Genomic DNA, 25,091 nt, shown 5'->3' with positions numbered 1-25,091 from the left:
CGCCCAGTCAGACCCGCAGGAATCCCCGATCCGATCCCGACGACGCCGGAGGTGCACCATGACAGTGCTTCAGGACACGCCACTGCACGTCGGGACGGACGGGGCCCGGACGGCTCTCCGCAGCGCCGGAGAGCTGACCGGCCCCGGGATCGCCCGGGCCGTCGCCCGGCTGATCGAACCCACCCGGACCGTCGCCGGCTACCACTTCGGCTGGTGGGACCGCGACGCCCGCCCCACCCGCACCGAGGCCCGCGAGGACATCTGCGCGGCCCTGGTGCTGGCCGCCGCCCGGGCCGCCGGGGCCCGCCCCGGACAGGCCGTGGCCGCCGCCACCGCCGTCGAACTCGTCCACAACTTCGCCATGCTGCACGAGGACGTCCTGGAGGGGAACCTCACCCGCAGCGGCCGCCCCACCGCCTGGAGCGTCTTCGGCCGCACCCAGGCCATCCTGGCCGGCGACGCCCTGCTGGTCCTCGGCCTCGACCAGCTCACCGGCCGGGCCGCCGGCGCGGACGCCCCCGCCGCCGAGCTCAGCGCCGCGCTGCTGGAGATGGTCGCCGCCGCCGGCGCCGACCACGCCTTCGAGGAGCGGCCCGACGCCGACCTCGCCGAGCGCCTGGAGATGACGGTCGGCCGGGCCGCCGCCCTGTTCGGCGGCGCCTGCGCCCTCGGCGCGATGAGCGCCGGCGCCGGGCCCGCCCGGGTCGACCTGTTCCGCCAGTTCGGCCACCACATCGGCCTCGCCGCCCAGCTCGCCGACGACCTGCAGGCCATGCGGGCCGCCGCCGACGCGCCCGTCCGGGCCGGCGCGCGGCTGCGCAAGCGCTCCATGCTGGTGGTCGCCGCGCTCACCAGCTACACCCGGGCCGGCCGGCGGCTCGGCGGCTTCTACCACCGGCCCGAGCCGCTCGACGTCACCGAGACCCGCGAGGTCGCCCAGCTGGTCGAACGGGCCGGCGGCGTCCGCTGGGTCGAGCAGGCCGCCGCCCGGCAGCGGGCCCGCGCCCTGGAGAGCCTCGCCGACCTCGACCCGGTCACCTCCGGCCAGCTGCGCGAACTGGCGGCGCTGGCCGCCGACCGCGGCTACCAGGGCCTGGGCGGCCTGGTCGCCCACTGACCAGGGCGGCGACGCCTCCCCGAGCAGGCCGCCGGCGCGCACCCCCGTCGCGCCGGCGGCCCCCGATGTGCCCGGCCCCACCCCCCGAAGGGGTCGCGCACACGACGAGGTCCGGACCCTCTGACGAGAGGGCCCGGACCTCCGTTTTCCGTGATCTTGAGGCCGCTCCGGCGCGGACGCGACCGGCCCCCGGGTGGGGCTAGACTCGGGTCCGCGAACCCCGGAAGCCGTGGTCCGAGCCCTGGTGGTGGCTCGGGCCTTACGTGTTTCAGCCCCCCTCAGGACCCCGGAGGCCCCGCCTTGAGCGACCAGCCGTACGCGCACCTGCACGTCCACACCGAGTACTCGATGCTGGACGGTGCCGCCCGGCTGAAGCAGCTGTTCAAGGAGGTCGAGCGGCTGGGCCAGACCCACGTCGCGATGACCGACCACGGCAACATGTACGGCGCCGCCGAGTTCCACAAGCAGGCCACCGCCGCCGGCATCACCCCGGTGATCGGCATCGAGGCGTACGTGGCGCCGGAGTCCCGCTCCAACACCAAGCGCATCCTGTGGGGCCAGCCGCACCAGAAGAAGGACGACGTCTCGGCGTCCGGCGCCTACACCCACAAGACCATCTGGGCCCGCGACAAGCAGGGCCTGCACAACCTCTTCAAGCTGACCTCCCGCTCCTACGCGGAGGGCTGGCTGGTGAAGTGGCCCCGGATGGACAAGGAGATCATCGCCGAGCACGCGGCCGGCCTGATGGCCACCACCGGCTGCCCGTCCGGCGAGGTGCAGACCCGGCTGCGGCTCGGCCAGTTCGACGAGGCGCTCAGGTCCGCCGCCGACTACCAGGACATCTTCGGCAGGGAGAACTACTTCCTGGAGCTGATGGACCACGGCCTGGAGATCGAGCAGCGGGTCCGCGACGGCCTGCTGGAGATCTCCCGCAGGCTCGGCATCCCGCCGGTGGTCACCAACGACTCGCACTACACCACCGAGGCCGACGCCGGCGCCCACGACCTGCTGCTGTGCGTCCAGACCGGCAAGAACCTCTCCGACCCGGACCGCTTCCGCTTCGACGGCACCGGCTACTACATCAAGTCCGCCGCCGAGATGTACGCCCTGGACTCCTCCGACGCCTGGCAGGAGGGCTGCCGCAACAGCCAGCTGCTGGTCGCCGAGCGGGTCGACACCGCCGGCATGTTCGAGTTCAAGAACCTGATGCCGCGCTTCCCGATCCCGGAGGGCTTCGAGTCCGAGGCGGACTTCTTCAAGTCCAAGGTCTGGGAGGGCATGGACTGGCGCTTCCCCGAGGGCTACGACGAGGAGCACAAGAAGCTCGCCGAGTACGAGATGGACACCATCATCCAGATGGGGTTCCCGGCGTACTTCCTGGTGGTCGCCGACTTCATCATGTGGGCCAAGAGCCAGGGCATCGCCGTCGGCCCCGGCCGAGGCTCCGCGGCCGGCTCGCTGGTCGCCTACGCGATGGGCATCACCGACCTCGACCCGATCCCGCACGGCCTGATCTTCGAGCGCTTCCTCAACCCCGAGCGCATCTCCATGCCCGACGTCGACATCGACTTCGACGAGCGCCGGCGCGGCGACGTGATCCGCTACGTGACGGAGAAGTGGGGCTCCGACAAGGTCGCCATGATCGTCACGTACGGCACCATCAAGGCGAAGGCCGCCATCAAGGACTCCTCGCGCGTCCTGGGCTACCCGTACGCGATGGGCGACCGGATCACCAAGGCGATGCCGCCGGACGTCATGGGCAAGGGCATCCCGCTGTCCGGCATCACCGACTCCTCGCACCCGCGCTACAGCGAGGCCGGCGAGATCCGCGGCCTGTACGAGAACGACCCGGACGTCAAGAAGGTCATCGACACCGCGCGCGGCATCGAGGGCCTGATCCGCCAGCCCGGCGTGCACGCCGCCGGCGTCATCATGTCCGCCGAGCCGCTCACCGACCACATCCCGGTCTGGACCCGGCACACCGACGGCGTCACCATCACGCAGTTCGACTACCCCACCTGCGAGGGCCTCGGCCTTCTCAAGATGGACTTCCTCGGCCTGCGTAACCTGACGATCATGGACGACGCCGTCAAGGCGATCGAGAAGAACAAGGGCGAGAAGATCGAGCTGCTCAAGCTGCCGCTCGACGACAAGCCCACCTACGAACTCCTCGCCCGCGGCGACACGCTGGGCGTCTTCCAGCTCGACGGCGGCCCGATGCGCTCGCTGCTGCGCCTGATGAAGCCCGACAACTTCGAGGACATCTCCGCCGTCCTGGCGCTGTACCGACCGGGCCCGATGGGCGTCAACTCGCACACCAACTACGCGCTGCGCAAGAACGGCCAGCAGGAGATCACCCCGATCCACCCCGAGCTGGAGGAGCCGCTCAAGGAGATCCTGGAGCCCACCTACGGCCTGATCGTCTACCAGGAGCAGGTGCAGAAGGCCGCGCAGATCCTGGCCGGCTACTCGCTCGGCCAGGCCGACCTGCTGCGCCGCGCGATGGGCAAGAAGAAGAAGGAGATCCTGGAGGCCGAGTTCGTGCCCTTCCAGCGGGGCTGCCGCGAACGCGGCTACTCGGACGCGGCGATCCAGGCCGTCTGGGACGTCCTGGTCCCGTTCTCCGGCTACGCCTTCAACAAGGCCCACACCGCCGGCTACGGGCTGGTCTCCTACTGGACGGCGTACCTGAAGGCCAACTACCCGGCCGAGTACATGTCCGGCCTGCTCACCTCGGTCAAGGACGACAAGGACAAGTCCGCGGTCTACCTCAACGAGTGCCGCAAGATGGGCATCCAGGTGCTCCCGCCGGACGTCAACGAGTCCGACGCCGACTTCACCCCGCACGGCAGCGACACCGTCCGGTTCGGCCTGACCGCCATCCGCAACGTCGGCGGGCCGGTGGTGGAGTCGATGATCCGCACCCGCAGGGCCAAGGGGAAGTACGCCTCCTTCCCGGACTTCCTGGAGAAGGTCGAGGCGGTGGTCTGCAACAAGCGCACCGTGGAATCCCTGATCAAGGCCGGCTCCTTCGACTCGCTCGGGCACACCCGCAAGGGTCTGTCCGCCCAGTTCGAGCCGATGATCGACAACGTGGTGTCGATCAAGCGCAAGGAGGCCGAGGGCCAGTTCGACCTGTTCGGGGGCGACAGCGTCTCCGACGAGCCCAGCTTCGGACTGGACGTGGTGTTCTCCGAGGAGGAGTGGGAGAAGTCCTTCCTGCTCACCCAGGAGCGCGAGATGCTCGGCCTGTACGTCTCCTCGCACCCGCTGCACGGCATCGAGCACGTGCTCGCCGACAAGGCAGACTGCGCGGTCGCCGACCTGGCGGAGCGCCCCGACGGCGCCATCGTCACCATCGGCGGCATCATCTCCGGCCTCCAGCGCAAGATGACCAAGCAGGGCAACGCCTGGGCCATCGCCACCGTCGAGGACCTGGCCGGCTCCATCGACTGCATGTTCTTCCCCGCCAGCTACCAGCTGGTCTCCTCCCAACTCGTCGAGGACGCCGTGGTGTTCGTGCGCGGCAAGCTCGACAAGCGGGAGGACGTGCCGCGGCTGATGGGCATGGAGCTCTCGGTGCCGGACCTGTCCAACGTCGGCACCCAGCTGCCCATCGTGATCACCGTGCCGGAGAACAAGCTCACCCCGCCGATCGTCGGCCGGCTCGGCGAGGTGCTGGGCAGCCACCGCGGCTCCACCGAGGTCCACGTGCACCTGCGCGGGCGGACCAGGACCGTGGTGCTGCGCCTGGACCGGCACCGGGTGAAGTCCGACCCCGCGCTGTTCGGCGACCTCAAGCAGCTGCTCGGCCCGAGCTGCCTGGCGAACTGACGTGAAAGCCCCCGCCGCGGCGGGGGCTTTCACGAACCGGCGGAGGCTCAGCCCTCCTTGACCACCACGGTCTTGGCGGCCTTGTCGTGGAAGGTCTGCTGGAACGGCTTGTCCCACAGCTGCGACAGGCCGTTGGCCAGGCCGAGCAGCCCGCCGACGTACGGCACGATGAACGGGCCGCCCCAGACGCCGGCCCGGGTCCACAGCTCGTTGTCGGTCGGACGGCCGCCGTGGGCGAAGCTGACCACCCGGAGCTTCATGACCTTCTTGCCGACGGTCTGGCCGTGCTGGGTGAGCATCAGCGCCGCGTCGTAGGCGGCGTAGGCCGCGGCGATCACCACGAAGGCCAGCAGCGGCGGCATGATCAGCATCACGATGTAGACCGGGATCAGCAGGATCGCCCAGTCGATCAGGCGGGCCACGAAACGGTCGGCGAAGGTCGCCAGGGTCCGGACGCCCGGGGTCGGCGGCACACCGGGCGGCGGGGTCTGGCCGAGCCAGGCCGGCCACTGGGCCTGCGGGGCGCCGTAGCCCGGCTGCGGGCCGTAGCCGGGCTGGCCGCCGTAGCCCGGCTGCTGGCCGTACCCGGGCTGCTCGCCGTAGCCGGGCGCGGGCGGCGGGGCGCCGTAGCCGCCGCCGGCCGGCGGCTGCTGCTGACCGTACGGGTTCTGGCCGTACGGGTCCTGCGGCCCGTAGCCAGGAGGAGTGTTGCTGCTCATGCGTCCGACTCCAGGTCAACTGTTGGGAGGTGCTGGAGCCGTTGTACCCGGTTGAGAGCAAGCTGTGTATGACGATCTGACAATCGTTACTCAGTGCCAGCCGTAACGGTGCCTCAACGAGTCGACCACCAGCTGGAAACGGGCCCGGTCCAGCGCGCAGGCCTCGCGCCGCATCCCGCCGTCGTGCACCCGGAACACCCGGTCCAGCGCCACCCAGGAGTCCCGGCCGGTGCGGTCCCACGGGCCGGCGCCGAGCGGCACCCAGTCCGGGTCGTGGTCGTGGCCCTTGCTGGACAGCATCACCGTCAGCAGGGTGCCCGCCCGCTCCCGGGCCACCACCAGCACCGGGCGGTCCTTGCCCCGGCCGTCGTTCTCCTCGAACGGCACCCAGGTCCAGACGATCTCGCCCGGGTCCGGGTCGCCGTCCGGGGCCGGGGCGTACGCGGTGCGCACCGAACCGATCCGCTCGGCCGCCACCTCCACCGTCGCGCCGGGGCCGAACCGGCCGGGCTGCTCGGTCTGCTCGTTCAACTCACGCATGGCGGAAGGCTATCGGCCCTCCGGGGCGTCCGGCAGGTGGGCGTCGTACAGGCGTTGCAGCAGCCGGTTCAGCCGGGTCCGGTCGGCGGTGGGCAGGGCGGACAGGAAGCCGTCCTGCTGGGCGGCGGCGTCGGCGGCCAGGCCGTCCACCAGGGCGCGCCCGGCGTCGGTCAGCGCGACCACCCGGCGGCGGCCGTCGGTGTCGTGCGGGCGGCGCTCCAGCAGCCGGCGGTCCGCCAGGCCGTCCAGCACCGCGACCAGGTTGCGGGCGTCCACCGCCACCAGGTCGGCCAGCCGGCGCTGGCCGACCGGGCCGTGCTGCCCGAGCGCCACCAGCACGCCGTACTGGGCCTGGGTCAGCCGGTGCTCGCCGAGGAAGGCCGTCCAGGAGCGGGCGGCGAGCGAGCCGAGCCGGGCCAGCAGGAAGCCGGTGCCGCGTTCCCAGCCCGGGCGGTCGTCGTTCATGGGGCCAGCCTAGACGACCGGTGATCGACATGAAGCATGTCTTTTGATAGACATGTCGCATGTCGATCGAACTGAGGCGCCGTCAGGTGCCCATCGGTGAACTCTCCCTGCACGTCGTCGAATCCGGCGACCCCGACGGCCCGCCCTTCCTGCTGCTGCACGGCTGGCCCGAGTCCTCCCGCACCTGGCAGGGCGTGATGGCCGCCGCGGGCCGGGACGCCCGGCTGCTGGCCGTCGACCTGCCCGGCATCGGCCGCTCCACTGGCGGCGTCGGCGGCTCCAAGCGCCGGATCGCCGCCGCCGTGGACGCCCTGATCGGCAGGCTCGGCCTCACCGGGGCGACCCTGGTCGGCCACGACGCCGGCGGCATGGCCGCCTACGCCTACCTGCGCCGCCACCACGCCGTCGGCCGGGTGGTGGTGATGAACACCGTGCTGCCCGGCGTCGCCCCCTGGGAGCAGGTGCTGCGCAACCCGTACATCTGGCACTTCGGCCTGCACGCCGTCCCCGAGCTGCCGGAGACCCTGGTGGACGGGCGGCAGCAGGCCTACTTCGGGTACTTCTACCGGGTGCTGTCCGCCGACCCCGACCTGATCACCGCCGAGTCCCGCGCCGAACAGGCCGCGGCCTACCGTCAACTGCCGCAGCTCACCGCCGGGTTCGACCTCTACCGGGCGCTCGCCGAGGACGCCCGGGACAACGCCGAGGCCGCCGCCGCAGGGCCCGTCGACACCCCGCTGCTGTACCTGCGCGGCACCCGCGAACCCGTCGACCTCGACGCCTACGCCGCCGGGCTGCGGGAGGCCGGGGTGCGGGCGCTCAGCACCGGGCTGATCGACGGCGGCGGGCACTTCATGCAGGAGGAGCGGCCCGCCGAGGTCTGGCGCGCGCTGCGGGAGTTCGCGGGCTGCTGAGCGGACGTCAGGACGGGCGCAGCTCGGCCGGGACGGCGGTGTGCAGGGCCGCCGCGAACGCCGCCACCGCCGGGTGGGCGGCCGCGCCCGCGCGGAAGGCGGTGCGGGTGCGGCGGTGGATCGGCAGGCGGGTGAGCACCACGTTCGGCGGGCAGTGGCCGGTGCCCAGGTGCGGCACCAGCGCCACCCCCTGGCCGGCCGCCACCAGGGCCAGTTGGGCGGCGAAGTCGTCCACCCGGTGCCGCACCCGGGGGGCGAACCCGGCGGCCTGGCAGGCGCGTTGGGTCAGCTCGTGGCAGAGCGTGCCCTCCGGCGCGGTGATCCACGGGCTGCCCCGGTGGTCGGCGAGCGTGCCGGCGGCGCGGGCCGCCAGGTACATCGGCTCGGCGAACACCGGGCCGGTCAGCGCGACGCCCTCGGCCGGCTCGCCCGGCACCAGGTCGTACTCGTGCACCAGCGCCAGGTCGAGTTCGCCCGCGCGCAGCGCCGCCGCCACCGCCGCCGGGTCCACCTCGCTCACCATCGCCTCCAACTCCGGGTGCCGGGAGGCGAGTTCGGCCAGCGCGGCGGGCACCAGGGCGCGCACCGCGGACGGGTAGGCGCCGATCCGCAGCGGGCCGGCCAGGCCGCGGCGGGCGTGCGCCAGCTCGGCGTCCGCCCGCTCCAGCAGCTCCAGCACCGCCTCGGTGTGCCGCACCAGGTTCCGCCCGGCCGGGGTCAGCGCCACCCGTCGCCCGGTCCGCTCCAGCAGCGGCACCCCCGCCTCCCGCTCCAGCACCGACAACTGCTGGGACACCGCCGAAGGACTGAACGCCAGCGCCTCGGCCACCGCCGCGATCGTCCCCAGGTGGGCCAGTTCGCGCAGCAGCCGCAGTCGTCGCACATCGAGCATCGGCCCAGCTTACGAGAACCATCGGAAATGTGAACTGGACCCGCACGGTCGGCCCCCGGCACGCTTCCCCCATGGAACTCCACGGCATCCACGTCCCGCTGGTCACACCCTTCACCGCCGAGGGCGAGCTCGCCCTCGACGCCCTGGAGCAGCTGGCCCGTGACAGCCTGGACGCCGGCGCCGCCGGACTGGTCGCCCTCGGCACCACCGGCGAGCCCGGTTCGCTCACCGACGCCGAACAGGACGCGGTCGTCGCGCTCTGCCGCCGCGTCACCGCCGAGTACGGCGCGGTGCTCACCGTCGGCGCCGGGCACGGCGGCACCGCGCGCACCGCCGAGGCGCTCGGCCGGCTGGCCGGCCGGGCCGACGCCGCGCTGGTCGCCGTCCCGGCGTTCGTCCGCCCCGGCGAGGCCGGGGTGCTCGCCCACTTCCGGGAGCTTGCCGCCACCAGTCCCGTGCCGCTGGTGATCTACCACATCCCGTACCGCACCGGGCAGCCGCTGAGCGCCGCCACCCTGCTGGAACTGCTCGCCCTGCCGCAGGTCGCCGGCCTCAAGTACGCCCCCGGCGCCCTCGACGAGCAGGCCGTCGCCCTGCTCGCCGCCGAACCGCGCGGCGTGCTGGCCGGCGACGACCTGCTGCTGTCCCCGCTGCTCGCGCTCGGCGCCGCCGGCGGCATCCTGGCCTCCGCCCACCTGGAGACCGCCCGCTTCGTCGCCCTGCACCGCGCCTGGGCCGACGGCGACGTGCCACTCGCCCGCAAGCTCGGCGCCGAACTGGCCGAGGTCTCCCGGGCCGCGTTCGCCGGACCCAACCCGACCGCGCTCAAGGCCCTGCTGCACCGCGCCGGCCGCATCCCCACCCCCGAGGTGCGGCTGCCGCTGCTCGCGCACCACTGACCCGCCCGACGGGAGAATTTCCGGCCCCGAAGCGGCCGGACCGGAGGGATTGCCGCGCTGGACGGCAGAAGTTCACGCCTTGGGACGGCACCGCGCGCACCCCCTCTGACAAGGCATGATGGCTGGGAAACACGTAGGAGGAGGAGACGGATGAAGGTCGGCATCGTAGGGGCCACCGGGCAGGTCGGCGGCGTGGTCCGCGAGATCCTGGCGGAGCGGAACTTCCCTGTTCAGGAGCTGCGGCTGTTCGCCTCGGCCCGCTCGGCCGGGCGCACCCTGCCCTGGAAGGACACCGAGGTCACCGTCGAGGACGCCGCCACGGCCGACTACCGCGGCCTCGACATCGTGATCTTCTCCGCCGGCGGGTCCACCTCCAAGGCCCTCGCCCCGAAGGTCGCCGAGGCCGGAGCCGTCGTCGTCGACAACTCCTCCGCCTGGCGCCGCGACCCGGACGTCCCGCTGGTCGTCGCCGAGGTCAACCCCGAGGCGATCGCCGAGCGCCCCAAGGGCATCATCGCCAACCCGAACTGCACCACCATGGCCGCGATGCCGGTGCTGCGCCCGCTGCACGCCGAGTCCGAGCTGGTCTCCCTGGTGGTCTCTACCTACCAGGCGGTCTCCGGCTCCGGCCTGGCCGGCGTCTCCGAGCTGCACGAGCAGGCCCGCAAGGTGGTCGAGGACGCCACCGCGCTGGTGCACGACGGCGCGGCCGTCGAGTTCCCCGAGCCCGGCGTCTACAAGCGCCCGATCGCGTTCAACGTGCTGCCGTTCGCGGGCGCGCTGGTGGACGACGGCAGCAACGAGACCGACGAGGAGCAGAAGCTCCGCCACGAGAGCCGCAAGATCCTCGGCATCCCCGGGCTGAAGGTCTCCGGCACCTGCGTGCGCGTCCCGGTCTTCACCGGCCACTCGCTCCAGGTCAACGCCCGCTTCGCCCGCCCGCTCAGCCCCGAGCGCGCCACCGAGCTGCTCACCGGCGCCCCCGGCGTCGTCCTCACCGACATCCCCACCCCGCTCCAGGCCGCCGGCCAGGACCCGAGCTACGTCGGCCGCATCCGCGCCGACGAGACCGTCGACCACGGCCTGTCGCTCTTCCTGTCCAACGACAACCTGCGCAAGGGCGCCGCGCTGAACGCGGTGCAGATCGCCGAACTGGTCGCCGCCGAACTGCGCGGCTGACCGGCCGGTTCGTGCCAGGGGCGCCGGGGATCCTCCCCGGCGCCCCTGTTCGCTGCCCGGCGTCTCACTTCCGGTGCCTCGCTGTCCGGCGCCTCACTGCCCGGCGCCGACTGTGATCGGCAGTTCCGGGGAGGTCGCCGCGCCGGTCCACTTGTCGCCCGGGGCGTACCACTGGTACGTGCCCGAGGCGCTGGCCTGGAGCTCCAGCGAGAACCGGCCCTCGCGGTCGGAGTTGACGGCGGTCAGGGTGTACCAGGTGTCCGAGCCGGTCGGACGGAACTGCAGGTAGACGGTGGTGCCCTGCTGCGGGATGTACCCGTGCTGGTCCCACATGGCGCGCTGCAGGCGGCCGCGCAGCTCGATCTTCTGGCTGCGGGAGGCGGTGGCCGGGCAGGCGGACTCGTCGATCAGGGCGGTGCGCTTGAGCGAGAAGCCGCCGGCCGACTTGGAGACGTAGCGGTCGCCGTCGTTGGCGCGGATCCGCAGGTCCACGAACCACGTCCCGGCCTGGTCGTCGAACAGCACCCGGGAGGTCGCCGCGATCGTCGCCTCGCCGGTGCAGCGGCTCACCGTGCCGGTGGCGTCGAGCGGGACGCAGCTCATCGGGCCGACCTTGAGCGTCGCGTAGTTCGGGCCCCACAGGCCGATCGGGTCGACCGCGCGGATGCCCGAGCGGTCGGTGGCCGTCACCTCCACCGGGACGGTCCTGGTCTCGGTCGGGCCCAGCTCGACCGTGCGGCCGCCGTTGACCACCACCGACACCAGCCCGGTGTCGCCCTGCGAGGTCTCCGGAACGGTCGCGGGCACCAGGACGAGCGCGACGGCGCCGATCGCCGCCACCGCGCACAAGGCCACTGCACTCTTCCGCACGGTGTCCCAGTATCCAGGGTCGTGGGCCGGACCCCGGGCACGGTTCACCGGGCGAACGCCGGGTAAAGGTGTGCGCAACGGTGGCCGGAGCACCGCGCGGCGTCCCCACCGCCGCGCCTCCGGGGCCGAGGAAGAGGTGCCGAGATGGACCGCTGCGTCGTCCTGGTCGACGCCGGCTACCTGCTGGGCGCCGCCGCCAGCCTGCTCGCCGGAGAACCCGGCCGGTCGCGGATCGCCGTCGACCACCCGGTGCTGATCGGCGCCCTGCGCGAACGCGCCGAGGAGGAGACCGGCCTGCCGCTGCTGCGGATCTACTGGTTCGACGCCGCCGTCGACCGCAGACCCGCGCCCGAACACCGCCGGCTCAGAGTGCTGCCCCGGGTCACCGTCCGGCTCGGCGCCCTCACCCGCGCCGAGGGCCGCTGGGTGCAGAAGGGCGTCGACGCCGCCATGCACGCCGAACTCAGCGAACTCGCCCGCAACCACGCCTGCGCCGACGTGGTGCTGGTCACCGGGGACGGCGACCTGCTGCCCGGCGTCGCCTCCGCCAAGGAGCACGGCGTGGCCGTCCACCTGTGGGCGCTGGAAGCCGCCGACGGCGACTTCAACCAGTCCGAGGAACTCGTCGGCGAGGCCGACGAACGCCGGGTGCTCGACCGCGCCTGGATCGAACGCTGGGCCCGCCCGCGCGAACCCGCCGCCCCCGTCACCGCCGCCCTGCCCGTCGCCGTGCTGCCCGCCCCGCCCCGGCCCCGCCCCGCCGCCGCGACCGCGGTGGCCGCCGCCCTGCCCGCCCCGTTACGGGTCGTCCCCACCCCCAAGGACCTGGCCGGACGCACCCCCGCCCCCACCCCGTCGCCCACCGCCCCCGGCGGCCCCGTGCTGCGCTGGTCCTCCGACCGGGGCTGGCTGGAGCGCACCGACACCGCCACCGCCGCCGACGCCCTGCCCACCCTGGACCGCCTCACCACCGCCGCCCAGCGCTGGGCCGACCGCGAGGAGGACATCACCAGCATCGGCGGCGACCCCCAGGAGGTCGGCCAGGTCTTCGCCCGCCGCTGGCTCGACCGCCTCGCCCCCGCCGACCGCCCCGCCCTGCTGTGGACCGACCATCCGCGCATCCCGCACCGCCTCGACGGCGAACTGCTGCGCTACGCCGCCCGCTTCGGCCTGCTCGCCCACAAGGAGGACCAGATCGACGAGCAGGACAGGTACGCCATCCGGGAAGGCTTCTGGAAGGAACTCGCCGCCCGCGTCCCCGACGCCCGCCGCCCCGCGGAGGCCCTGGAGGACAGCTGAGCACCCGACCCGCGTGCCCGGAACGTCCCGAACGGCGCGTAGAGTCTTCCGTCGTGAGCAAGGCACCTCAGAGCTGCTGCACCATCAGCGGCCTGGTCAAGACCTACCGGGCGGGCGGCACCGAGGTCCGGGCCAACGACGGCATCGACCTCGCCGTCGAACGCGGCGAGATCTTCGGGCTGCTCGGCCCCAACGGCGCCGGCAAGTCCACCCTGGTCCGCCAGCTCACCGGCCTGCTCCGCCCCGACGCCGGCACCATCGACCTGCTCGGCCACGACCTGGTCCGCCACCCCGAACGGGCCGCCCGGCTGCTCGGCTACCTCGGCCAGGAATCCACCGCCCTCGACGAGCTCACCGTCGCCCTCGCCGCCGAGACCACCGGCCGGCTGCGCGGCCTCGGCCGCGCCGCCGCCCGTGCCGAGACCGCCGACGTGATCACCGAACTCGGCCTGGAGCCGCTCGCCCACCGGCCGCTCGCCAAACTCTCCGGCGGCCAGCGCCGCCTCGCCTGCTTCGCCGCCACCCTGGTCGGCGAGCGCCCCCTGCTGGTCCTGGACGAACCCACCACCGGCATGGACCCGGTCGCCCGCCGCGCCGTCTGGAGCGCCGTCGACCGCCGCCGCGCCGAACGCGGCACCACCGTGCTGCTCGTCACCCACAACGTCATCGAGGCCGAGACCGTCCTCGACCGGGTCGCCGTCGTCGACGCCGGCAAGGTCATCGCCTGCGACACCCCCGGCGGCCTCAAGGCCCTGGTCGACGGCCACGTCCGGCTCGACCTGGTCTGGCGGGACGAGGCCCCCACCGGCGTCCCCGCCGTCGCCGACCTCGCCGAACGCGCCGAACGCACCGGCCGCCGCTGGACGCTGCGCACCACCCCCGACGAAGCCCGCGAACTGGTCGCCGCCGTCACCACCGGCCCCGCCTTCGCCGCCCTCGACGACTTCACCCTCGCCACCCCCACCCTGGAGGACGCCTACCTCCGACTCGGCGGCCGGCACGGAGGACTCGCCCGATGACCCTGCTCGACGCCCCCGCCGCGACCGCGACCGGGACGGCCGCCCCGCTGGCCCCCGCCGCCCGGCTGCTGCCGGCGCTCGCCGCCGTCTACCGCGCCCAGCTGGCCCGCGCCAAGGTCTCCCGGATCCCGCTGCTGTTCGTCGCCACCTTCCAGTCCATCGGCATCCTGGTGATGATGCGCGGCGTCGTCGACCCCGGCGACAACCCCTCCGCGCACGCCGTGGTGGCCGGCTCCGCCGTGCTGGTGGTCGCCTTCGTCGCGCTCAACCTGCTCGCCCAGTACTTCGGCCGGCTCCGCCACACCGGCGGCCTCGACCACTACGCGACGCTGCCCGTCCCGCCCGCCTCCGTGGTGCTCGGCACCGCCGCCGCGTACGCCTCCTTCACCGTGCCCGGGGTCTTCGTCACCGCCGCCGCCGGCAGCTGGATGTTCGGCCTGCCGATGGGCCGGCTGTGGATCCTGCTCGCGGTGATCCCGCTGGCCGGAGCGGCCCTGGCCGGCCTCGGCGCGGCCCTCGGACTGCTCGCGCCGCGCCAGGAACTCGCCACCCTCGCCGGGCAGTTGGGCATGTCCGCCGCGCTGCTGCTGGGCGTCCTGCCGGCCTCCCGACTGCCCGTCCCCGTGCAGTGGCTGCGCGACCTGCTGCCCTCCAGCTACGGCGTCGACGCCTTCGCCCTCACCTTCGCCCCCCACCCCGACTGGGCCCGCGTCCTGCTCGACCTCGGCGTCTGCGGCGCCGTCGGCCTCGCCTCGCTGACACTGGCCACCTGGGCGTACCGGCGCGCCGCGCACTGACCCCGCCGTTCGCGGAGAACCCGCACCGCCCGGAGATCGACAGCTGCGGGGGCGACCATGAAACGATGGGGGCGTGACCGTACCGAACACACCTGCGGGTGACACGCCGCCCGGGGCGGACCCGTTCGCCCCGCCCCACCCGCACCCGTCGCCCGCCCCCGCCGAGCGGCCGCCGGTCGGCCCCGAGCTGCGGATCGGCGCGATCATCACGGTCGCCGGAGCGGTCCTCGGCATCGTCCTCGGCCTGCTGTGGCTCTGGCTCTCGCCGCGGATCGGCTTCGAGGTGCAGGACAACCGGATCCTCTACCGCGACCCCGAAGGCGAGGCCCAGATCGCCGCCGTCGGCGTCTTCTCCCTCCTCGGCCTTGCCCTCGGCATCGCCACCGCCCTCGCCGCCTTCCTCTGGACCCGCGCCCGCGGCGGCGGCATCGCCGTCGCCGTCGGCCTCACCACCGGCGGCCTCCTCGGCTCCGTCATCGGCTGGCAGCTCGGCACCCGCCTCGGCCCCACCACCGACCTGCGCGCGCACGCCCTCGCGGTCGGCAACGGGGGCACCTTCGACGGCCCGCTGGAACTCACCGCCCACGGCGCGCTCCTGGTCTGGCCGATGACGGCGACGGTCGTCCTCCTCGCCCTCTCGGCGACGTTCGGCAAGCGTGAGCCCGACCGCCCGCCGTACTGGGCCCAGCAATAGGGGGCGGGTGCGAAACCGGGAGGGCACGAGAGCGGGAGGGTGCGAAACCGGGGGCGCGGGGAACTGCGCGACAAGCGCCAACCACGTCCGTAAGGTCGCGATCAAGTGCAAGTTATTGCCCTGCGTCGCGATCCTCAGGACGTGGTGCGTTCCCCTTCGCGCAGTTCCCCGCGCCCCTGGTTTCGCCCGATCGCCCAGGTGACCGCGTTCGTGAGCCGCACGAGGTCCGACGGGGCGAGTTCGATTTCCATGCCGCGTTTGCCGGCGGAGACGTAGATCGTGGGGTGGCTCAGGGCCGTGGTGTCGATGACGGTGCGGAGCTTCTTGCGTTGGCCGAGGGGGGAGATGCCGCCGAGGACGTAGCCGGTGGAGCGTTCGGCGGCGGTGGGGTCGGCCATGGCGGCGCGTTTGGTGCCGAGCGCCGCGGCGAGCGCCTTGAGGTCGAGCTGGCCGGAGACGGGGACGACGGCGACGGCGAGGGCGCCGTCGGTCTCGGCGAGGAGGGTCTTGAAGACGCGCCCCGGCGGAACGCCGAGGACTTCGGCGGCCTCCGCGCCGTAGGAGCTCGCGGCCGGGTCGTGCGCGTACTCATGGACGGTGAACGGGACGGCGGCGGTGTCGAGGGCGACGGTGGCGGGGGTGCCGCCGGCGGTCTTCTTCTTCGGCATGGGCGGGGAGGTCCTCAGTTCGGGCTGAACGCCTTGCGGGTGAGGTCGGCGGCGGGCAGGGACGGAAGCTTGGCGATGACCGCGCTCTCGTGGCGGAGCAGTTCGAGTTCGCGGGTGAGGCGCTGCGCGGTGTCGGGGCAGGCGAGCAGCTCCTGCTTGACGGCCACCGGCAGGGTGGTCGCGGCGGCGACCAGGTAGGACAGCACCTGCGGGTCGTCGGGCAGGTCGGGTTCGCCGTTGAGGGTGGCCTCGCGGGCGCCGGCCAGGCGCTTCTGGTAGGTGCGGAAGGCCCGTTCGACGCCGGAGGCGAGCGCGCCGGAGCCTTCGCCGGGCTGTTCGGGCAGGACGGAGACCTCGCCGACCAGGTAGGGGCCGGTGGCGTCGATCGCGCGCAGCCGGAAGCGGGTGGTGCCGGTGACGAGGAGTTCGTAGCGGCCCTCGGGCTGGTCGCGGACGGAGGCGACGTCGGCGACGCAGCCCACCGGGTGGAGGGCGTCCAGCGGGTCGCCGCCGGGTGCGCCGATGCCGTCCAGCGGGCCTGCGGGCTCGTCGCTCTCGCGGACCGGCGCGACTTCCAGGCCGTCCCGCAGGGCGATCACGCCGAAGCGGCGCGGTTCGTCCTCGGGCAGCTTCTGCAGGTCGGCGACCAGGCGGCGGTAGCGCTCCTCGAAGACGTGCAGGGGCAGCACCAGACCTGGGTACAGGACCGTGTTCAACGGGAAGAGCGGGAGCCGATCAGTCACGGCGGACAGCGTAGTTCCCGTGGGGCCGCCGCCGCTCCGGACTTACCGCCGCGCCGGTCCGTCAGCCGCGCTGGAGGAGCCGGGTGGCGCCGGCCACGGCGGTGGTGGCGAGGACCCAGCCGGTGATGATCAGGGCGGTGGCGACCCACTGGCCGGGGCGGTCGGGGTTCCAGCCGGCCTGGCCGAGGTCGATCAGCGGGAGGACCTTGCCGGCCGCGTACAGGGCGGGGTTCCACTCCACGTGCTCGTCGGCCTTGACGGGTGCGGGCGGGTGGCCCTGGAAGTAGGCGGTGCCGAGCGCCCAGGCGAGGACCAGCCAGGCGGCGGCCCGGCCGGGGCGGTAGCCGTAGCCGACGGCGGCGTCCTGCAGGTGGCCCCAGAGCCGGCCGGGCAGCGGCAGGGTGGCGCGGCGGCGGCGCTGTTTGGCGAGCAGGACGGTGCGGGCGTCCTCGTCGGCGCCGTCGCGGCGCAGCGCGGCGGCCAGCTGCTCGTAGGCCTCGGGGCGGAACTCGGCGCCGGACTCGACCCAGGCGATGCGGCGCTCCAGCGGGAACGGTTCGGCGGGGCGCAGCGATTCGTAGCTGAAGCCGGTGAGCGAGACGTGCTGGTCGGTGGGCCAGGCGCCGGGGGAGTCGACCAGGTTGCCGATCCGGGCGCGGTTGAGGCTGACGGTGCCGGTGGGCGGGGTCTCGCAGGTGAAGCGCAGTTCGGGGGTCTGGATCCGGTTGAGGGAGAGTTCCTGGCGGGGGCCGAGGTGGAACTCGGCGGCGGTGATCAGGCAGGCGTTGTCGAAGCGGGCGTCGGAGAGCCGGACCCGCCCCCAGGCGCGGAACGGGGTGCTGCGGGTGGCGCGGTAGTCGAGGGCGTCGCCGGACTCGCCGTAGCCGGAGCCGTAGACGGTGCGCGAGCCGGTCCAGGTGCTGTCGTCGGAGCCGGACAGGTACAGGGTGTGGCCGATGGTGATCCGCGGGGCGTTGAACGCGTTCGGGTTGTCGGGGGCGGCCCGCAGGGCGGCGCCGCGCAGCGAGAGGCGGCCGCCGATCCGGGCCGAGCGGAGGCTGAGTTCGCCGAGCAGGGCGAGGCGTTCGGCCTCGCAGTCCTGGTTGACCGCGAGGCCGTCGGCGGACACCGCGCGCCCGAAGCTGTCGGGGCCGACGGCGGCCTGGTTGAGCAGCAGGTCGGTGCCGATCCGGGCGTCGGTGAGGCGGATGCCGCCGGGTATGCCGCAGCGGGCGAGGTGCACGTCGCCCTCGGTGGCGAGCCGGGAGGCCTCCAGCCGGGGGAGCAGGCAGGAGACCAGCCGCAGGGTGCCGGCGGCGGCCTCGGAGATCAGCAGTTTGCGGTCGAAGCGGCACTGCTGGAACTCGACGTAGGCGGTGATCGTGCCGCCGGCCAGCCGGAGCTCGCCGGTGATCCGGGCGCCGGTGAGTTTGAGCGAGGTGACCCGGCCGGGGACGGGCTCGGGTCCGTGCAGCAGCAGCCGGGCGATCACCTCGGCGCGGACGGTGCGCCCGGGGCCCCACTCCTCGGCGGTGAACGGGTCGTCCGGGCCGAAGCCCTCGCCGTCCGGGCGGACGCTCTCGCCGGCGGGGGCGGGCAGCACCAGGTCGGCGGGGCCGGTGCGCAGGTCGTACACCTCGCCGTGGCGGAACGCCTCCCACAGGCCGCGTTCGATGTCGGTCCAGTCGTCCGGTGCCTGCTCCACCGCGTCCCCCGATGATCTTGTCGACGTCTCACCCTTCGTATCACGGACTGAAATGCCCGGATGTCGTTTTTCGTCACTCCTTACACTTGGCTCTGTGATCTCTCGAATCGACCTCCGCGGCTCCGACCAGGACCCGCGCGACGTGCTGCCCCGTGCCGAGTTCGACGTGGAGGCCGCCCTTGAGAAGGTGCGGCCGATCGCGGAGGACGTACGCCATCGCGGCGTGGCGGCGTTGATAGAGATCACCGAGCGTTTCGACGGGGTGCGGCTGACGTCCACCCGCGTCCCGGCCGAGCAGATCGCCGAGGCCCTGGAGCAGCTCGACCCGAAGGTGCGCGCCGCGCTGGAGGAGTCGATCCGCCGGGCCCGCGCCGTCCACGGCGACCAGCGGCGCACCGGGCACACCACGCAGGTGGTGCCCGGCGGCACCGTCACCCAGCGGTGGGTGCCGGTGGACCGGGTCGGCCTGTACGTGCCGGGCGGGCTGGCGGTGTACCCGTCCTCCGTGGTGATGAACGTGGTGCCCGCGCAGGAGGCCGGGGTGCGCGGCATCGCCGTCACCTCGCCGCCGCAGAAGGCGTTCGGCGGCCGGGTGCACCCGACCATCCTGGCGGCCTGCGCGCTGCTCGGCGTGGACGAGGTGTACGCGGTGGGCGGCGCCCAGGCGGTGGCGATGTTCGCGCTCGGCACCGAGGAGTGCGCGCCCGTCAACCTGGTCACCGGCCCCGGCAACATCTACGTCGCGGCCGCCAAGCGGCTGTTCGCCGGCCGGATCGGCATCGACTCGGAGGCCGGCCCGACCGAGATCATGGTGCTCGCGGACGACACGGCGGACGCCGCCGAGGTCGCCGCCGACCTGATCAGCCAGGCCGAGCACGGCCCGACCTCCGGTTCGGTGCTGGTCACCGCCTCGGTGGAGCTGGCCGACGCGGTGGAGGCCGAGCTGAAGACCCAGGTCGCCCGCACCCGGCACTCCGCGCGGGTGGCCGAGGCGCTCGGCGGCCCGCAGTCCGGCATCATCCTGGTCGACGGCCTCGACCAAGGCCTGGCCGTGGTCAACGCGTACGCCGCCGAGCACCTGGAGATCCAGACCGCCGACCCGCACGCCGTCTCCGAGCGGGTGCGCAACGCCGGCGCGATCTTCCTCGGCCGCTACACCCCGGTCTCGCTGGGCGACTACGCGGCCGGCTCCAACCACGTGCTGCCCACCGGCGGCTGCGCCTGCCACTCCTCGGGCCTGTCCGTGCAGACCTTCCTGCGCGGCGTCCAGGTCGTCGAGTACGACCGGCAGGCGCTGGCCGACATCGCCGCGCACGTGGTCAACCTCTCCGAGGCCGAGGACCTGCCCGGTCACGGAGACGCCGTGAAGGCCCGATTCGACTGGACGGTTCCCGGCTCGTGACGAAGATCGACGACCTCCCCGTCCGGGACGAGCTGCGCGGCCAGTCCCCTTACGGCGCACCGCAGTTGGACGTCCCCGTCCAGCTGAACACCAACGAGAACCCGTACCCGCTGCCCGAGCCGCTGGTGGCCCGGATCGCCGAGCGGGTCGCGGACGCCGCCCGGCAGCTCAACCGCTACCCCGACCGGGACGCGGTGGAGCTGCGCACCGCGCTGGCCGGCTACCTGACCGACACCACCGGCCACGCCGTGACCAAGGACCAGGTGTGGGCCGCCAACGGCTCCAACGAGGTGCTCCAGCAGCTGCTGCAGACCTTCGGCGGGCCCGGCCGCACCGCGATCGGCTTCGAGCCCTCGTACTCGATGCACGCGCTGATCGCCCGCGGCACCGGCACCGGCTGGGTCTCCGGCCCGCGCAACGCCGACTTCACCATCGACCTGGACGCCGCCCGCTCGGCGATCGCCGAGCTGCGCCCGCACGTGGTGTTCGTCTGCTCGCCGAACAACCCGACCGGCACCGCCGTCGAGGCCGACACCGTCCTCGCGCTGTACGAGGCCGCGCAGGCCGCCCGGCCCAGCCTGGTGGTGGTGGACGAGGCGTACGTCGAGTTCTCGCACCGCGCCTCGCTGCTGCCGCTGCTGGCGGGCCGCCCCAACCTGGTGGTCTCGCGCACCATGTCCAAGGCGTTCGGCGCGGCCGGGCTGCGGCTCGGCTACCTGGCCGCCGACCCGGCCGTGGTGGACGCGGTGCAGCTGGTCCGGCTGCCCTACCACCTGTCGGCCGTCACCCAGGCCACCGCGCTGGCCTGCCTGGAGCACACCGACACGCTGCTCGGCTACGTCGAGCAGCTGAAGTCCGAGCGCGACCGGGTGGTGACCGCCCTGCGCGAGCTGGGCCTGGACGTGACCGACTCGGACGCCAACTTCATCCAGTTCGGCCGCTTCGCCGACACCCACGCGGTGTGGCAGGCGATCCTCGACCAGGGCGTGCTGGTCCGCGACAACGGCGTGCCCGGGTGGCTGCGCGTCACCGCCGGCACCCCCGCCGAGAACGACGCCTTCCTCGGCGCCGTCGCCAACGCCCTCCCGTCGCCCACCCCCACCCTTGATCGTGCGCGCTCCGCGCGCGCTGCCAGTCAGGAGCTGTAACCCCGCATGTCCCGTATCGGCCGCGTCGAACGCACCACCAAGGAGACCTCCGTCCTGGTCGAGATCGACCTCGACGGCACCGGCAGGACGGACGTCTCCACGGGCGTCGGGTTCTACGACCACATGCTCGACCAGCTCGGCCGCCACGGCCTCTTCGACCTCACCGTGAAGACCGACGGCGACCTGCACATCGACACCCACCACACCATCGAGGACACCGCGCTCGCCCTCGGCGCCGCCTTCAAGCAGGCGCTCGGCGACAAGGTCGGCATCTACCGCTTCGGCAACTGCACCGTCCCGCTGGACGAGTCGTTGGCGCAGGTCACCGTCGACCTGTCGGGCCGCCCGTACCTGGTGCACAGCGAGCCCGAGGGCATCGCCCCGATGATCGGCTCGTACGACACCACGATGACCCGGCACATCCTGGAGTCCTTCGTCGCGCAGGCCCAGATCGCCCTGCACGTGCACGTGCCGTACGGCCGCAACGCGCACCACATCGTGGAGTGCCAGTTCAAGGCGCTGGCCCGGGCCCTGCGCTACGCCTCGGAGCGCGACCCGCGCGCCGAGGGCATCCTCCCGTCCACGAAGGGCGCCCTCTGATGGCGACGGTACTGATCTTCCTCGGCATCTTCTTCGCCACCGGCGTCTGGTCGTTCTGGAAGCAGGACAAGCCGAAGAGCGTGATCCTCGTCCTCGCCTTCGCCTCGGCCATGTGCCTGGCCGCGGGCATCCTGCGCTTCTAGGAGCTCCCCGACATGACCAAGAACGTGGTGGTGCTGGACTACGGCTCCGGCAACCTGCGCTCCGCGCAGCGCGCGGTGGAGCGGACCGGCGCGAACGTCACCGTCACCTCGAACTTCCAGCAGGCGATGGACGCCGACGGCCTGCTGGTGCCCGGCGTCGGCGCCTTCGAGGCGTGCATGCGCGGCCTGAAGGCGGTGCGCGGCGAGCAGATCATCGGCCGCCGGCTGGCCGGCGGCCGCCCGGTGCTGGGGATCTGCGTCGGCATGCAGATCCTGTTCGAGAAGGGCGTCGAGCACGGCGTCGAGACCGACGGCTGCGACGAGTGGCCCGGCGTGGTCGAGCCGCTGGACGCGCCGGTCGTCCCGCACATGGGCTGGAACACCGTGGACGCCCCCGAGGGCACCCGGATGTTCGCCGGGATGGACGCCGACACCCGGTTCTACTTCGTGCACTCCTACGGCGTGCGGCACTGGGTGCTGGAGACCCACTCGGAGAAGATCCGCGCCCCCAAGGTGGCCTGGACCACCCACGGGCAGCCGTTCGTCGCCGCGGTGGAGAACGGCCCGCTGTGGGCCACCCAGTTCCACCCCGAGAAGTCCGGCGACGCCGGCGCCGCCCTGCTGACCAACTGGGTCGACACCCTCTGACGCCCTCCGACTTGGGAGACCAACGGATCATGACCAACCGCCTCGAACTGCTGCCCGCCGTCGACGTCCGCGACGGGCAGGCCGTCCGCCTGGTCAAGGGCGCCTCCGGCACCGAGACCTCCTTCGGCGAGCCGCTCGCCGCCGCCCTGGCCTGGCAGAACGCCGGCGCCGAGTGGCTGCACCTGGTCGACCTGGACGCCGCGTTCGGCACCGGCAGCAACCGCGACCTGCTGCGCGAGGTCACCGGCCGCCTCGACATCAAGGTCGAGCTGTCCGGCGGCATCCGCGACGACGAGTCGCTGGCCGCCGCGCTCGCCACCGGCTGCACCCGGGTCAACCTCGGCACCGCCGCGCTGGAGAGCCCCGAGTGGGTCGCCAAGGTGATCGCCGAGCACGGCGACAAGATCGCCGTCGGCCTGGACGTGGTCGGCACCACCCTGCGCGGCCGCGGCTGGACCCGCGACGGCGGCCAGCTGTTCGACGTGCTGGCCCGCCTCGACTCCGAGGGCTGCGCCCGCTACGTGGTCACCGACGTCAACCGCGACGGCACCCTGACCGGCCCCAACCTCCAGCTGCTGCGCGACGTCTGCGCCGCCACCGACCGCCCCGTGGTCGCCTCCGGCGGCGTGTCGTCGCTCGACGACCTGCGCGCGATCGCCACCCTGGTCCCGGAGGGCGTCGAGGGCTCGATCGTCGGCAAGGCCCTCTACGAGCAGAAGTTCACCCTCGAAGAGGCCCTGGAGGCGGTTTCCCGATGACCGACGAGACCCCGGCCGCCGCCGCCCGACCGTCCGAAGCGCCCTCCCGGGAGGACGCGTACGGGCACGCCCGGGCGGTGCCGGCCGGGGACTTCGTCCTGGTCGGGGGCTGCACGGCGTTCGACGACGGGGAAGCCGCGGTCGAGGGCGACCCGTACGAGCAGACGATCGCCGCCTTCCGGGCGGCCCTCGGCGCGCTCGGCCGCTACGGACTGACCGCCGCCGACGTGGTCCGCACCCGGATGTACCTCACCCACGTGCGGGACTGCGACGAGGTCGGCCGCGCGCACAAGGAACTCTTCGACCAGGTCCGGCCGGTCACCACCATGGTGGTCGTGCAGGGCCTGAGCGACTCCCGGATGATGGTCGAGGTCGAGCTGGAGGCCCACCGCCCCGGCCTGGCCCGCACTTTGGAAGGCACACAGCAGTGACCCTCGCAGTACGCGTGATCCCCTGTCTCGACGTGGACGCCGGGCGGGTCGTCAAGGGCGTCAACTTCCAGAACCTGCGCGACGCCGGCGACCCGGTCGAACTCGCCAAGCTCTACGACGCCCAGGGCGCCGACGAGTTGACCTTCCTCGACATCACCGCCTCGTCCGGCTCCCGGGAGACCACCTACGACGTGGTCCGCCGCACCGCCGAGCAGGTGTTCATCCCGCTCACCGTCGGCGGCGGCGTCCGCACCGTCGAGGACGTCGACAAGCTGCTGCGGGCCGGCGCGGACAAGGTCGGCGTGAACACCGCCGCCATCGCCCGCCCCGAGCTGATCCGCGAGATCGCCCGGCGCTTCGGCCGCCAGGTGCTGGTGCTGTCGGTGGACGCCCGGCGCTGCCCCGAGGGCACCGAGACCGCCTCCGGCTTCGAGGTCACCACCCACGGCGGGCGGCAGGGCACCGGCCTGGACGCCGTCGAATGGGCCGTGCGGGCCGCCGAACTCGGCGCCGGCGAGATCCTGCTGAACTCGATGGACGCCGACGGCACCAAGGACGGCTACGACCTGGAGATGATCCGGGCCGCCCGCAAGGCCGTCTCGCTGCCCGTCATCGCCTCCGGCGGCGCCGGCCGGCTCGCCGACTTCGCGCCCGCCGTCGACGCCGGCGCCGACGCGGTGCTCGCCGCCAGCGTCTTCCACTTTGGCGACCTGACGATCGGCCAGGTCAAGGACGAACTCCGGACCGCCGGGCACCCCGTCCGCTGACGCTCCGCCACGCCCCCGCCGGTGCGTCCTACCGGCGGGGCTCCGGCTCCAGCAGCGCGAACTGCGCGCCGAACGGGTCCGCCAGCACCGCGATCCGGCCCACCGTCGGCACCTGCTCCGGCGGGATCACGATGCCGCCGCCCGCCTTGCGCACCTGATCGGTGGTCAACAGCGCGTCCGCGACGGCGAAGTGCGGCAGCCAGCCGACGTTCACCCGCGGGTGGACGCCCGCCGCGCCCCCGAAGGAGGCCTTGAACGGGTCGTCGCCCTCGGCGGTGGACAGCACCGTGTAGTCGACGCCCGGCACCTCGCTGGTGCGGGTCCGCCAGCCGAACACGGCCCGGTAGAAGCGCAGCGCCTTCGGGAGGTCGGAGGTGTGCAGCTCGGCCCAGCACAGCGCGTTCGGTTGCCCGGCCGCCTCCAGGCCGACAGTCCGGCCGGGCTGCCAGACCGCGAAGGCGCCGCCGGTCGGGTCGGTGAACTGCGCGAAGCGGCCCTCCGCCATCACGTCCGACGGCGGCACCCGCACCGTGCCGCCCGCGTCGGTGACGGCCCGCGCCGTGGCGTCGGCGTCCTCGGTGCGGAAGTACACCGTCCAGGCGGGCAGCGCCTCCGCCTCGGTCAGCGGCCCGGCGGCGGCGACCGTGCGGCCCTCGCTGCGGAAGAAGCCGTAGCCGCCCGCGTCGGGGCCGCCCGACTCGAAGGTCCAGCCGAACACCGCGCCGTAGAACAGCTCGGACTCGGCGAGGTCCGGGCTGCCGAGGTCGATCCAGGTCGGCGAACCGGTGCGGAAGTCGGTGCTGACGGGCATGGGCGCTCCAGGTGAGGGCGGGTGGGCGG

26 protein-coding genes are annotated in these 25,091 nt (G+C 73.4%); 17 read left to right on the top strand and 9 right to left on the bottom strand.

The genetic code is table 11. The features are described from left to right. The first annotated feature begins 58 nt into the window (after nucleotides 1-58). On the top strand, nucleotides 59-1,117 hold the full coding sequence (locus tag ACWEMJ_RS16070) for a polyprenyl synthetase family protein (protein ID WP_452137658.1): 1,059 nt from the start codon (nucleotides 59-61) through the stop codon (nucleotides 1,115-1,117). Between the two features lie 300 nt (nucleotides 1,118-1,417). Continuing rightward, nucleotides 1,418-4,951 carry a DNA polymerase III subunit alpha gene (dnaE, locus tag ACWEMJ_RS16065; protein WP_452137657.1) on the top strand — a complete coding sequence of 1,178 codons (3,534 nt, stop codon included), beginning with the start codon at nucleotides 1,418-1,420 and terminating at the stop codon, nucleotides 4,949-4,951. A gap of 47 nt (nucleotides 4,952-4,998) precedes the next feature. Here the strand turns inward: dnaE and ACWEMJ_RS16060 are convergent, their stop codons facing one another. The 3 genes from ACWEMJ_RS16060 to ACWEMJ_RS16050 form a co-directional block, all read right to left on the bottom strand. Then, on the bottom strand, nucleotides 4,999-5,670 hold the full coding sequence (locus ACWEMJ_RS16060) for an RDD family protein (RefSeq protein WP_452137656.1): 672 nt from the start codon (nucleotides 5,668-5,670) through the stop codon (nucleotides 4,999-5,001). 90 nt (nucleotides 5,671-5,760) lie between these two features. Then, entirely contained in the window at nucleotides 5,761-6,210 is a 450-nt protein-coding gene (locus tag ACWEMJ_RS16055; protein ID WP_452137655.1) for a type II toxin-antitoxin system PemK/MazF family toxin, read from the bottom strand. Between the two features lie 9 nt (nucleotides 6,211-6,219). Continuing rightward, entirely contained in the window at nucleotides 6,220-6,675 is a 456-nt protein-coding gene (locus ACWEMJ_RS16050; protein ID WP_452137654.1) for a MarR family winged helix-turn-helix transcriptional regulator, read from the bottom strand. A 59-nt stretch (nucleotides 6,676-6,734) separates the two neighbouring features. On the opposite strand from ACWEMJ_RS16050, the gene ACWEMJ_RS16045 reads away from it, so the two are divergent. Next, nucleotides 6,735-7,589: an alpha/beta fold hydrolase gene (locus ACWEMJ_RS16045; protein ID WP_452137653.1), complete on the top strand. Its 855-nt coding sequence runs from the start codon at nucleotides 6,735-6,737 to the stop codon at nucleotides 7,587-7,589. Nucleotides 7,590-7,596: 7 nt separating this feature from the next. Here ACWEMJ_RS16045 and ACWEMJ_RS16040 read toward each other — a convergent pair whose 3' ends face one another. Beyond that, entirely contained in the window at nucleotides 7,597-8,481 is an 885-nt protein-coding gene (locus ACWEMJ_RS16040) for a LysR family transcriptional regulator (protein WP_452137652.1), read from the bottom strand. Nucleotides 8,482-8,552: 71 nt separating this feature from the next. On the opposite strand from ACWEMJ_RS16040, the gene ACWEMJ_RS16035 reads away from it, so the two are divergent. Further along, on the top strand, nucleotides 8,553-9,380 hold the full coding sequence (locus ACWEMJ_RS16035; RefSeq protein ID WP_452137651.1) for a dihydrodipicolinate synthase family protein: 828 nt from the start codon (nucleotides 8,553-8,555) through the stop codon (nucleotides 9,378-9,380). A 150-nt stretch (nucleotides 9,381-9,530) separates the two neighbouring features. Beyond that, nucleotides 9,531-10,559: an aspartate-semialdehyde dehydrogenase gene (locus ACWEMJ_RS16030; RefSeq protein WP_452137650.1), complete on the top strand. Its 1,029-nt coding sequence runs from the start codon at nucleotides 9,531-9,533 to the stop codon at nucleotides 10,557-10,559. 93 nt (nucleotides 10,560-10,652) lie between these two features. Here ACWEMJ_RS16030 and ACWEMJ_RS16025 read toward each other — a convergent pair whose 3' ends face one another. Then, nucleotides 10,653-11,429 (bottom strand): hypothetical protein, encoded by a 777-nt coding sequence (locus ACWEMJ_RS16025; RefSeq protein ID WP_452137649.1) that lies wholly within the window; start codon nucleotides 11,427-11,429, stop codon nucleotides 10,653-10,655. 144 nt (nucleotides 11,430-11,573) lie between these two features. Here ACWEMJ_RS16025 and ACWEMJ_RS16020 point away from each other — a divergent pair, with 144 nt between their 5' ends. The 4 genes from ACWEMJ_RS16020 (at nucleotide 11,574) to ACWEMJ_RS16005 (ending at nucleotide 15,238) form a co-directional block, all read left to right on the top strand. After that, nucleotides 11,574-12,728, top strand: coding sequence for an NYN domain-containing protein (locus ACWEMJ_RS16020; protein ID WP_452137648.1), 1,155 nt, complete (start codon nucleotides 11,574-11,576; stop codon nucleotides 12,726-12,728). Nucleotides 12,729-12,781: 53 nt separating this feature from the next. Next, complete coding sequence (locus ACWEMJ_RS16015; protein ID WP_452137647.1) at nucleotides 12,782-13,747, top strand: ABC transporter ATP-binding protein; 966 nt, start codon at nucleotides 12,782-12,784, stop codon at nucleotides 13,745-13,747. Further along, nucleotides 13,744-14,544, top strand: a complete 801-nt coding sequence (locus ACWEMJ_RS16010; RefSeq protein ID WP_452137646.1) for an ABC transporter permease — start codon at nucleotides 13,744-13,746, stop codon at nucleotides 14,542-14,544. The genes ACWEMJ_RS16015 and ACWEMJ_RS16010 overlap by 4 nt, the downstream gene beginning before the upstream one ends. Nucleotides 14,545-14,617: 73 nt before the next feature. After that, nucleotides 14,618-15,238, top strand: coding sequence for a hypothetical protein (locus ACWEMJ_RS16005; RefSeq protein ID WP_452137645.1), 621 nt, complete (start codon nucleotides 14,618-14,620; stop codon nucleotides 15,236-15,238). Nucleotides 15,239-15,372: 134 nt separating this feature from the next. Here the strand turns inward: ACWEMJ_RS16005 and ybaK are convergent, their stop codons facing one another. From ybaK to ACWEMJ_RS15990, 3 genes are all read right to left on the bottom strand, one after another. Next, nucleotides 15,373-15,906 (bottom strand): Cys-tRNA(Pro) deacylase, encoded by a 534-nt coding sequence (gene ybaK / locus ACWEMJ_RS16000; protein WP_452137644.1) that lies wholly within the window; start codon nucleotides 15,904-15,906, stop codon nucleotides 15,373-15,375. Nucleotides 15,907-15,920: 14 nt separating this feature from the next. Then, nucleotides 15,921-16,649, bottom strand: coding sequence for an LON peptidase substrate-binding domain-containing protein (locus ACWEMJ_RS15995; RefSeq protein ID WP_452137643.1), 729 nt, complete (start codon nucleotides 16,647-16,649; stop codon nucleotides 15,921-15,923). A gap of 61 nt (nucleotides 16,650-16,710) precedes the next feature. Next, on the bottom strand, nucleotides 16,711-18,354 hold the full coding sequence (locus ACWEMJ_RS15990) for an oxidoreductase (RefSeq protein ID WP_452137642.1): 1,644 nt from the start codon (nucleotides 18,352-18,354) through the stop codon (nucleotides 16,711-16,713). A 94-nt stretch (nucleotides 18,355-18,448) separates the two neighbouring features. Between ACWEMJ_RS15990 and hisD the strand changes: the two genes are divergently transcribed. From hisD to hisF, 8 genes are read left to right on the top strand one after another with little or no spacing between them, the layout of a single operon-like run. Next, nucleotides 18,449-19,756, top strand: a complete 1,308-nt coding sequence (hisD, locus tag ACWEMJ_RS15985) for a histidinol dehydrogenase (RefSeq protein ID WP_452137641.1) — start codon at nucleotides 18,449-18,451, stop codon at nucleotides 19,754-19,756. Further along, nucleotides 19,753-20,904: a histidinol-phosphate transaminase gene (locus tag ACWEMJ_RS15980; RefSeq protein ID WP_452137640.1), complete on the top strand. Its 1,152-nt coding sequence runs from the start codon at nucleotides 19,753-19,755 to the stop codon at nucleotides 20,902-20,904. Before hisD ends, ACWEMJ_RS15980 begins: the two co-directional genes overlap by 4 nt. 6 nt (nucleotides 20,905-20,910) lie before the next feature. Further along, on the top strand, nucleotides 20,911-21,504 hold the full coding sequence (gene hisB, locus ACWEMJ_RS15975) for an imidazoleglycerol-phosphate dehydratase HisB (protein ID WP_073813681.1): 594 nt from the start codon (nucleotides 20,911-20,913) through the stop codon (nucleotides 21,502-21,504). Beyond that, nucleotides 21,504-21,647, top strand: coding sequence for a hypothetical protein (locus ACWEMJ_RS15970; protein WP_035861557.1), 144 nt, complete (start codon nucleotides 21,504-21,506; stop codon nucleotides 21,645-21,647). Before hisB ends, ACWEMJ_RS15970 begins: the two co-directional genes overlap by 1 nt. A 12-nt stretch (nucleotides 21,648-21,659) precedes the next feature. Continuing rightward, nucleotides 21,660-22,295 (top strand): imidazole glycerol phosphate synthase subunit HisH, encoded by a 636-nt coding sequence (gene hisH / locus ACWEMJ_RS15965; protein ID WP_452137639.1) that lies wholly within the window; start codon nucleotides 21,660-21,662, stop codon nucleotides 22,293-22,295. A 29-nt stretch (nucleotides 22,296-22,324) separates the two neighbouring features. Continuing rightward, nucleotides 22,325-23,053 carry a bifunctional 1-(5-phosphoribosyl)-5-((5-phosphoribosylamino)methylideneamino)imidazole-4-carboxamide isomerase/phosphoribosylanthranilate isomerase PriA gene (gene priA / locus ACWEMJ_RS15960; RefSeq protein WP_035861549.1) on the top strand — a complete coding sequence of 243 codons (729 nt, stop codon included), beginning with the start codon at nucleotides 22,325-22,327 and terminating at the stop codon, nucleotides 23,051-23,053. Further along, nucleotides 23,050-23,484, top strand: coding sequence for a Rid family hydrolase (locus ACWEMJ_RS15955; protein ID WP_452137638.1), 435 nt, complete (start codon nucleotides 23,050-23,052; stop codon nucleotides 23,482-23,484). The genes priA and ACWEMJ_RS15955 overlap by 4 nt, the downstream gene beginning before the upstream one ends. Continuing rightward, the gene (hisF, locus tag ACWEMJ_RS15950; protein WP_452137637.1) at nucleotides 23,481-24,251 is read left to right on the top strand and encodes an imidazole glycerol phosphate synthase subunit HisF; all 771 of its coding nucleotides are present in this window, start codon (nucleotides 23,481-23,483) and stop codon (nucleotides 24,249-24,251) included. Before ACWEMJ_RS15955 ends, hisF begins: the two co-directional genes overlap by 4 nt. Nucleotides 24,252-24,279: 28 nt before the next feature. Here the strand turns inward: hisF and ACWEMJ_RS15945 are convergent, their stop codons facing one another. Further along, complete coding sequence (locus tag ACWEMJ_RS15945) at nucleotides 24,280-25,062, bottom strand: VOC family protein (protein ID WP_452137636.1); 783 nt, start codon at nucleotides 25,060-25,062, stop codon at nucleotides 24,280-24,282. Nucleotides 25,063-25,091 lie beyond the last annotated feature (29 nt).

The organism is Kitasatospora sp. NPDC004531 (assembly GCF_053602195.1).
This window is presented reverse-complemented; position numbering and strand designations above follow the sequence as displayed.